Origin of the sequence: Collinsella sp. CLA-ER-H11 (assembly GCF_040092445.1) — a bacterium.
Taxonomy (GTDB): domain Bacteria; phylum Actinomycetota; class Coriobacteriia; order Coriobacteriales; family Coriobacteriaceae; genus Collinsella.
Genome location: NZ_JBBNLN010000009.1, coordinates 64,644 through 73,859, shown reverse-complemented (window position 1 = coordinate 73,859; position 9,216 = coordinate 64,644). Strand labels below are relative to the sequence as shown.

General features: G+C 54.8%; 9 protein-coding genes. 3 read left to right on the top strand and 6 right to left on the bottom strand.

The window, feature by feature from the left end; translation table 11 throughout:
• Positions 1–210 precede the first annotated feature (210 nt).
• Genes AAAX35_RS07590 through AAAX35_RS07580 form a run of 3 tightly spaced genes read right to left on the bottom strand, consistent with a single transcriptional unit; the run spans position 211 to position 2,290 of the window.
• Positions 211–684 (bottom strand): hypothetical protein, encoded by a 474-nt coding sequence (locus tag AAAX35_RS07590; RefSeq protein WP_349117241.1) that lies wholly within the window; start codon positions 682–684, stop codon positions 211–213.
• 44 nt (positions 685–728) lie between these two features.
• Positions 729–1,475: a DUF3307 domain-containing protein gene (locus tag AAAX35_RS07585; protein WP_346976803.1), complete on the bottom strand. Its 747-nt coding sequence runs from the start codon at positions 1,473–1,475 to the stop codon at positions 729–731.
• Positions 1,472–2,290, bottom strand: coding sequence for a SatD family protein (locus AAAX35_RS07580; protein WP_346976804.1), 819 nt, complete (start codon positions 2,288–2,290; stop codon positions 1,472–1,474). The genes AAAX35_RS07585 and AAAX35_RS07580 overlap by 4 nt, the downstream gene beginning before the upstream one ends.
• 151 nt (positions 2,291–2,441) lie before the next feature.
• On the opposite strand from AAAX35_RS07580, the gene AAAX35_RS07575 reads away from it, so the two are divergent.
• Both AAAX35_RS07575 and AAAX35_RS07570 read left to right on the top strand, forming a co-directional pair.
• Positions 2,442–3,542 carry a glycosyltransferase gene (locus AAAX35_RS07575; RefSeq protein ID WP_349117240.1) on the top strand — a complete coding sequence of 367 codons (1,101 nt, stop codon included), beginning with the start codon at positions 2,442–2,444 and terminating at the stop codon, positions 3,540–3,542.
• A gap of 4 nt (positions 3,543–3,546) precedes the next feature.
• A complete protein-coding gene (locus tag AAAX35_RS07570; protein ID WP_349117239.1) occupies positions 3,547–4,692 on the top strand; it encodes an acyltransferase in 1,146 nt (381 codons plus the stop codon).
• On the opposite strand, the gene AAAX35_RS07565 is transcribed toward AAAX35_RS07570, so the two are convergent.
• Together AAAX35_RS07565 and AAAX35_RS07560 are read right to left on the bottom strand one after the other, a co-directional pair.
• Positions 4,689–5,747: a hypothetical protein gene (locus tag AAAX35_RS07565; RefSeq protein WP_349117238.1), complete on the bottom strand. Its 1,059-nt coding sequence runs from the start codon at positions 5,745–5,747 to the stop codon at positions 4,689–4,691. The two genes, AAAX35_RS07570 and AAAX35_RS07565, sit on opposite strands and share 4 nt — an antisense overlap.
• A 27-nt stretch (positions 5,748–5,774) precedes the next feature.
• Positions 5,775–6,029 (bottom strand): hypothetical protein, encoded by a 255-nt coding sequence (locus tag AAAX35_RS07560; protein ID WP_349117237.1) that lies wholly within the window; start codon positions 6,027–6,029, stop codon positions 5,775–5,777.
• A 237-nt stretch (positions 6,030–6,266) separates the two neighbouring features.
• Between AAAX35_RS07560 and AAAX35_RS07555 the strand changes: the two genes are divergently transcribed.
• Positions 6,267–7,286: a glycosyltransferase gene (locus tag AAAX35_RS07555; protein ID WP_349117236.1), complete on the top strand. Its 1,020-nt coding sequence runs from the start codon at positions 6,267–6,269 to the stop codon at positions 7,284–7,286.
• A 24-nt stretch (positions 7,287–7,310) separates the two neighbouring features.
• Here AAAX35_RS07555 and AAAX35_RS07550 read toward each other — a convergent pair whose 3' ends face one another.
• A complete protein-coding gene (locus tag AAAX35_RS07550) occupies positions 7,311–9,107 on the bottom strand; it encodes an AAA family ATPase (RefSeq protein ID WP_349117235.1) in 1,797 nt (598 codons plus the stop codon).
• Between the last annotated feature and the right edge of the window lie 109 nt (positions 9,108–9,216).

Here is a 9,216-nt window from a genome sequence, read left to right as displayed (position 1 = left end):
GGCCCGCACAGGGCCAGGGCGGCCGCGACCGCGAGGACGGCGGCGGCCCCGGAAACTCGTTTCATGGAGCGTCTCATGGAAAATCCCCCTAATCTAGCAACGGTTTAGAGTCTACTAGATTGGGGGGGGGACGGGGGCCAAGCCGGATGGACTATTTGCCATTTGGCCAATGAGTGTTTACCGACGGCTGAAAGCAGCGTGGCTCAAAAATCAGTGCCCACCCAAAACTCTTTTAAACGAAGGACTCTCACTGTCAATCAAACTGTTCCCTATTGCATAAACAAGATCACTTGCCTCGTCTTTTGAGAAGCAGTCAGTATCTTCCATTTGCTTCAGCTGCTCATAAATACTGTCAAGGAATTCCTTCTTCGATAGGCTCTTATCGAATAACAGGCCTTTGTTCCCTTTTCGCATTGCGCTAATTCCAGCGTTTCTAATGAAGTAAAAGCAATTACGAATATCGCTTTCATAAAGAAACACGTCGATAAAATCAGTCTCCAGCATGTCTTGCAACGGACCCGGATCACGAACGTAAAGAAACGATACCGCCTCTCCAGCAAGGAACCCATCAAAGGAATCGCAATAATCGCCGCGAAATAAGCCCGGCCGCATAGTCAAGCGATGTATGCACAGCTTTAATTTATTAATAAGTTCCCGATGGAATTCAACAGATAGGACATCCATAGACGGCCTCTCAATCCTTCACCTATCTAACGTTTCTAATAACTTCAACAAGCGGTGCCGCTAAACAAATAACTAAATAAGATCGCAGAAGCCATTGCCAAGAACACGCTTGCCAATGAACCCAGCAAATAAACCTCAGCGAAATCCTTGTCACTTTCCAGCTGCTTAAAGCGCGCGATACTTTTTGCAGTAAAAATAAATGCAATAGCCGAATATTGGTTCAGCAGGGAAAGCGCCGCGACAATCAGTCTTTCAAATATTCCAATCCACTTGCCTGAATGTGCGGTTGTCGTATCCGCCGACTGCTCAACACCCGGGTTTCGAAGAGATTGGAGCACCTTTGCAATAACAATGCTACAAGGGCGTCCACAAAAGCACAGTGTCGAAATCCAAGAGAGCTCCGCTCCACGAGCGCCCAAGAGATTCGAAGCAATTGGCCGCATGGCCCACAAATAGCAACATAGAACGCTCAATATGAGCAGAATTATAATGTGCAGCACTTGATCGGCCAGAAAACTACCGACCGGCGAAAGGTCAAGTCCTGCAAACGCTCTTCTCAGGCTGCCATCGATAATCCAATGTGAAAGGGCAAATACTGTAAAGGACGCAGCAATGGCGGTTGCACTCGCCTCAAACAGAAGAGCTACTGTTGCTGCGGCGCCGGCCGCGTAAACTAAGCAGTGCATGGCAAGGGCAATTCTGCTGTATTCCTTCTCGCCTGCCATCTTATTCGACTGAAAATAAAAGTCGAACAGCATATGAAACAGAAGGAAACACCCGAATACTCTCATGCCATCTCCAGCTCATTAAGGAAATGAACGGCGAAAGCAGCCAGCTCTCTTTCTCTTACAACATTCGCGAGTCTAAGGCTTTTCTCAAGCCCCTGCCTCGTCTTCCCCATCGCAACGCCCATTTGCCCCGCAAGCCCTACATGACTAGCCCTGATGCTATCTACGTTGAGGTTGAGCGAGCTGCCCAACGCCACTGGCGCGCAATCGATCGGATTGCTTTTAGCGCCATACTTTTTGCCTATACGTGTTTCGAAGAGCTCAGTATACCTTTTGCTCAAAGTCGCGTCTGTGCCCTCGTGCAGCATTAGCGGCCGCAGCAACTCAACAACCTCGCAGTAATTACGCTGCGACTCGTTTCTGCGATCGATTATTTCCAGACAGCCCGCCGCGCACAGCTCTTTCTCACGCGAAACACCCGAAGCATCAATGATCTTCAAATTACTGTACTTATCTTTTTCGGACGCAGCAATTGCTCTGCGTGCACGATGGTATGCCGACCCGTCTTGCTCCGTCGACAATGCAGACTGCATCCGAGTTTTCCATTCTCCAACTCCGATACCACCCCTAAGATCAACCGTCTGGACGAGTATCTTGATAAATCTATATGCCAAGAAAGCGCCAGCCGTACTACGAAATAGGCCCTGCAATTCATCGCCCGCACTAAACATAAGCGGCATTTCGAGCTCAGTTTTAAACAGCTCGTTTGTGCAGTCCATAGCGTTCGCAAGATCTTCCTGCGCGCTTTGCCTCCTACTGTCCGAAAGACATCTCGAATGTCTCATATCAACCATGAGGGCCGAATAGCTATTGTTCATCAGGCTTCCTTTCCTCATGGCGATTATAGCAACTATTTTAGTTGCTTTCGCTCATTTGCAACGGTTTTAGTTTCTTTATGGCGGATGCAACTGAAATCGTTGCATTGTAATAGGCTATAATTCTTCCAAATCGCCTAGAGAAAGTGTTTGAATGCTGACCGTAATCGTGCCTACTTACAATGCCGAGCCGTATCTTTCTCAGGCTATAGGCAGTCTATTAAACGAAAACAAAATCGAGCTGGAGATCCTCGCCATCAACGACGGATCCACCGATAACTCGCTCGCCGTTATGCAAGAATTCGCTGCGCGCGACTCACGCGCTCGAGTGATCGATAAGGCAAACCAGGGTTACGGCGCAACCTGCAATCTGGGCATTCGCGAGGCAAAGGGCGACTGGATTGCCATCCTCGAGCCCGATGACTGGATCGAGCCCGGAATGTACTCCGACATGCTTGCCTTTGCCATGCGCGAATTTGGCGATCCGAACAAGCTCGATATTATCGAGACCCCGTATTGGATCATTCGCAACCCCGATACCCCCCAAGAGGTCAAACTACATTGCGCATATCGCGGTCGCATTAAACCGCCTCGGCAACCGTTCACCATTCACGACGCTCCACACCTGCTGGCCCATCATCCGTCCATTTGGTCGGCAATCTATCGTCGCGACTTCCTGATGCAAAACAATATCTGGTTTAAGGAAATCCCCGGTGCGGGCTGGGCCGACAATCCATTCCTTGTCGAAACGCTCTGCCAGGCAAAGGTGATCGCTTACTGGCCCAAGCCGTATTACTGCTACCGCGAGGAAACGCCCGAAAAGGCAGCCGCCCTGGCCAAGCGTGATCCCCTGATGCCGTTTAATCGCTGGAACGACATGGTTGATATCCTTGAGCGGCTCAACGTCACCGACCCCGCCGTTTGGACACCGCAAATCACACGCGGCTTCACCTATATGGGCATCATGATTGAGCACACCGGAATTGAGGGGCACCCCGAAATCGAGCGGGCGATCCACAAGATGTTCGAACGCATGCCGCAAGAGCTGGTATTTGCCAATCCTCGCGTTACCCCCGTGGCCAAAAAGCTCTATGCCGAGTATATGGGCATCGCCGACCCTAAAATCAGCTACTGCGCGTACGCCAAGGACCTCGTGGGCGAGGGCTTGTATAACGTATGGAACAAGGGCCCCAAGCAGACTCTAAAAATGATCACATCGCACTTTGGTTCATACAACGCACGCGCTGGAAAATAGTCTGATGGGCAGCAAAGCAAGCAGAAATACCTCCATCGAAGCGCTGCGCCTGGTGGCGGTCGCTGGGATCGCCATATTCCACACGTTTCAGTGGACCTTCCAAGCCGTCTGCACCGGCCTACCGGAATACGCGCCGCTCGCTGTCTTCCCTTACTCCGGCGCGCTCGGCTTTATCAACCTGCTGGGCTGCTGGGCCAACGAGGTCTTTTTTATGATCTCGGGGTACTTCCTTATCCCTTCGGCAGTTCGCGCCCTCCAAAACGGGTCATCCGCACCGGACCTCGCTCGTAAATCGCTTGCGCGGTTAAAGAAGATCGTCTTGCCCACGCTCTTTTATTGCGCTGCCTGCCTGCTTATCTCGATGTACGTCTATCCCCTGCCCGAAATCTCGCTACACGAGATTGGCTGGCTTACGCTGGGCATCGAGTTTATCTGGGTCTACGCCGCCTCCGTATTGCTCGTCCCAGTGATTGCGTTGATACGACAGCGAATCGGCAGCATAAGGGCCCCGTTTGTCGTAGCACTCCTCGTGCTCGCAACATTTGGAATCAACTGCTACATCGCGGCGACGGTAAACGGAGCTGCCGGTGTCGTTTTGTGGCGCAAGCTCATGAGCGCCGTTACCTACCTGGTCGCGTTTATTGCAGCTGGAGAAATGCGGTTTGTCCTCGAATACCTCGGCAACGCATCCGGCTCTCAGAAATCCAAGATCGTGCTTATCGGACTTATTGCCGCCACCGTCACGCTCGAGCTCCTGCTATCGACAAACAGCCAGTACGACGCGCTCTGGAAGCTCTCCTACAAGTCAACTTCCGTCATATCCTTCATCTTAGCCGTTGCATCCGTTGCCGCCGCAGCGCTCCATCAGCCACGCCACGAAGTCCCAACTGCAGACAAGACAATCGTGACTCTCGCCGCAGGAACGCTCGCTTTCTACGCCGTACAGTCGTTCACCTGCAACGTCTGGCGACCCATCTTCGACAAAGCGATCTACACCATGGCGACAGGCATCCAAACGGGAGAGCCCCGTCCAGCCGGCGCCATTTTGCTCGGAATCCTTATGAGCCTTTGCCTCGCGCTTTCCCTGCTCCTCGTGGATATCGTGCGCAGGGCCGTAGTCGCGACCATCAAGGCCCACATGAAAGGCTAAGCGACCTTCTGACTCCTCAGACCACGAAGCGCGCTTACACCAGAAGCAAATAAAATCGCAAAGACAATCGCCCAGTTCTTGCAGCCAAATACCGGAATATGAACGATTGCATGGTCATGCATAACAACGAAATAACCCAGAACAACCACCAGAGGCAGCGCCATGAGCAGTGACTGGATCAACATCTTGCGACGACGACCACCTTGCGCTCCGCCCCGTATCGAGCAAACGAGCACGGCAATCCAAATCGCCAATACGGCAGCAAACGAAACAAGACAAACAACGTTCGAGATCATCGCATAACCAGCAGTTGAGCAAATGGCGAACAGCTGCGGGCTCATGCTATAAAACTCCTTCAAAATCTGAGGCCAGTCAGCCTGGGGCAACAGTGACGAAGTCCCATGCGCAGACCAAAGGCCCATCTCGCCCAGAACGTTCGAAAAGACCTCGTTCCAGCCCAGCACAAACGCCGCGACAACCCATTTCATCGCCCAGGTAAACACAAACGAAAACCCAAACCCAAAGAGCGCCTGCAGCATCGTGACGACGCAGCGCTTGGAGCGCTCACCCTTGGGAAGCGCAATGAAGGCGAAAAAGCAATGCAGGGCGACAACTGCGGCAGGAATCGTTAAAAAGTCAAGAAACGAAAACACGGTCCCCGTCGCAATCGACCAAAGGACAAGACGGCTTGTAAAAGCCCGTGCGTTCGGAGCCGACCCCAAACGAAGACTCATGCAAGACATCATGATGAGCGCAACAAAGAACGAGATGCACAGCAGTAGATCACCGATAAAATTGAAAAACAGATTTGTCGAGAACAACAGGATTGCAAGGAAACCCAACGTCAATGGTTTTGAAAACCGCTTCCGCAAGGCAACGTAAGCGCAAGCGGAGCCGGCAATCGCCAGAGCAGCTGCGGGCGCCACGACAACGTCGATACCGCCAATAAGCAGGCAGACATTCGTAAGTAGCTGCCATCCGTGCCAATACCGGTAGTACTGCTGGTGCGTAATCCCGCCGGCTTTCGTAACGTCATCGATCTCGGCAACAGCCATCGTCTTAAACGGAGAACCTTGGTCCTTTTAATGTGCGACTTCAATGACAAAACGATTGTTATCAAAGCAAACAGGACCAGCTGCAACACGGTGGTCGTAGACATACATGTCAGTCAACAGGGCCGAAGACTCCGAACCCTGTGCATGCGACTCGATAGCGGGCCTCGGCAGGCAATTCGCCGCGGTATTGCTCAGGACAAATGCAACCTGAAGAACCAAAAACAGCAACATGGCCTTGACGGGAAGGCTATCGGCAAAGGAAGCTAAACGAGTTTTATTCACAGGGCATCCAAACAGAAAGATCGCGTCTACAGGAATCGGCACCTATGTAATACCACAATGCGCGCCTGCAATCTCGTCACGCACACACGTCAACCAGGCTTGTAGCAAACGTTCTTGGTGATTAGCGGAACATTACCCGCGGGCGCCCGCCTACGCTTACAATAGACGTGTCCCATGGGACACGCTGTTTATTCCGCAGGGCCGATATGCTGCCCACGCGAAAGGATATTCTCGTTCATGCCTTCAACCCTCCCCGCCCCCATCGATAAGCTCGCCATCGTCGTCGTTACATACAAACGCCAGGAACTCCTGGCCAATTTGTTCGACTCCATGACCGAGCTCACGGCAACGCCCTGGCGCATCGTGATTGTCGATAACGAGAATTCACGCGAGACCGAGGCCATGTGCACCGCATTCAACGAGCGCCTGGCCAACCTGTGGGGCATCGACACCGAGCAACCTGACGCGCAGGGCGGCACCGACCGCGTTATCTACGCGCCGCAGGTTGAAAACGGTGGCGGCGCGGGCGGATTTTCCGCCGGCACCAAATGCGCCTATGACCTGGGCGCCCAGTGGTTCTGGGTGATGGACGACGACGTGCTCGTCATCCCCGAAGGCATCGAGCGTCTTGCCAAGTGGACCGACCGCTACGATGTCATCCAGGGTTCGCGCCTGGACTTTGACGGCGGCGCTTTCTTTTGGCAGTACCAGCTCATCCTTTCGCTCGGCATTCCCAACCCTGTCGCCAAGTGGAACCTGGGACCCGAGGGCTACCGCGCCATGAACCAGCTGTGCTTTGAGGGCGGCCTGTTCTCGCGCCGCGTGGTCGACAAGATCGGCCTGCCGGATGCGCGATTCTTCATCTACGGCGACGATGCCTGCTATGGTTACGTGGCCAGCCAACACTTCCCCGCCGCCGTTGTTGCCGACGTGGTGCTCAAGCGCGCCCGCGCCGTCTCTAACTGGGATATCGCCGGCAAGCGCCAGCTCAACTCCACGAGCGACACCAACCGTTACTACATCATGCGCAACCGCGGTTATCTGGCCCGCTACATGCAGATCTACGGCGACTACCACCCTATGCTGTTCCGTCTGGGCAACGCCGCGACCTTCTGCAAGGAATTCATTCGCCTGGCCGCGGTCGACAAGTGCTTTAAGACCGGCATTCCGGCGCTGCGCCGAGGTATGAAGGACGCCCGCAAGATCATCAAGGATCCCAACTGGAAGCCCATGCCGCCCCTGAAGGACGCGGAGTAACGGAAGCCGGAAACACCTCGGCGCTTAAAGCAGCTGGCACACCGTAGCCACATGCTGCCCATCAAAACCGAACCCCCAGCGCATGCGACCCACGCCGGGGCGCGGTACACGGATTTCGTCGATGCCGCCGCGCTCTATGTCGAGTAGCGACTGCACGGCCAGCAATTCCAGGCCCAGCGCATCCACATCGGGGTCATACATCAAGTTAATCGTTATCAGCGGGCGCTCGTCCAGCATGCCAATCGTGTCTGCTATGTCGAACACAGCACCCGTAGGGAAAACCTGGATGTCCCAGCGACCCGCGCCACACTTTCGCCTCGAGGCAGGATTGGCATAGCCCGGCAAGCCAAAGCAGAGCCCCTGCAAGAGCAGATGATATGGCAGCGGCGTATCTAGGTCGGTCTCACCGATTCCCGCATCACCCAGGATGCGGCTTAGCGCCCGCCTCACCGCATCCTCATCCCCACGGCACAGCCCGTCGCGAAACGCATCGACGTCTCGAATGTCTTCGGCAGCGCACTCAAACCACTCAACAATCACTAGACGCAAGGCCTGTCGAAGCTCGTTATTGGGCAATCGCAAAGCACGGAGGCGATCGCCATGTTCTGGCTCCTCAGTCATATCCGTCGTGAGAAAACCGGACAGATACAGCGCTGTCCACATGCCATCGTCAGGCGAGACATCTGGCTCTGCAGTGCCCAAACAAAGCGGGACCTCAGCGCACCCATGGGCCTCGAGCAAATCAAACAAGACCGAAAGGCGGTCGAGATTCCACCCGGCAACTACCCTACTCAGGCAATCCGCATACCCATACAGATCGGCGCGCACAGGCGCCGTGCAACCTCGGTCCAGAAACCCGTTCACACGCGCTGGACTCGAGCAATAGACCCTACCAAACCGATATCCCTCGAGCCATTCACGCGCATCATCCAGGTATCCCTCGCGCCCAGCATGATTCAACAGAGCCTGGACCTCGGCGTCCGAAAAACCGAAACATCGGTCACACCACGCCGACAGCGGCGTCGTCAGACAATACGAGCAGCCGCGCGAAGAAAGCGCCGCTTCAGCAGGGCCGGGACACTCCCCCATCAGACACGTCAGCCGCAACGAATCGCGCGCAGTGGCAATGGCGTCGAACAGCACGCGATCGAATAGCCCTGCCGGATCGGCGCCGGAAGCGACCCTCGCGCTCGCACGGCCCAACCACGCCACGTCGTACCCATCAACGAGCAATACAACCTGCTCATCGCAGGCCATCTCCAGCAGCTCAATGAGCACGCCAAGTACCGAGGCGACCTCGTCCTCGCCCGCCGCGCCACGCGCAACACGTTCGATGTGACGCACCTTGTCTCGAGCTAAATCCGGAGCCTCCAAAAGCGCCAGCAGGCGGGCGCACTCGCCCGAAAGGGCATCGCGCACGACGCCGGCAACAGCGGCGCCACGCCTCGCAGCGCCAGAAAAGTCCAGCGATATCACCGGATAGCAAGCGTACTCATCCCGATAACGTCCGCCGTCCGCATCCCAAATCTGAGCATCGGCAAACGAGCTCCGACCGGCGCGACCGACCGCAGGACGCTCCAGAAAAGCCCTGAGCATCGACAAGTTCATGCTCTTGCCAAAACCCTCGGGTCGACAGCACACCACAACGGACGCGTCGCAGTCCAACACATCGGCAATAAACATGGTCTTGTCGACCAGCATGAAGCAACCAAGAGCTTCCGCATAGTCGTGCATGCCAATGGGCAAAATCGCATCGTCATCACAGCCAATCAAACGCACGCCAAAGCCGGCAGCACAACCATTATTTGCCTGTTCAGACACCAAAACGTTCCCCCTAAATCGCAACACGATGCCAATTGTAATGACCGCCTCGCGCGTACCGATGTCGCCGCGCGAACATATCGGGCAACGGTAGCAACAAGAGGTGTGA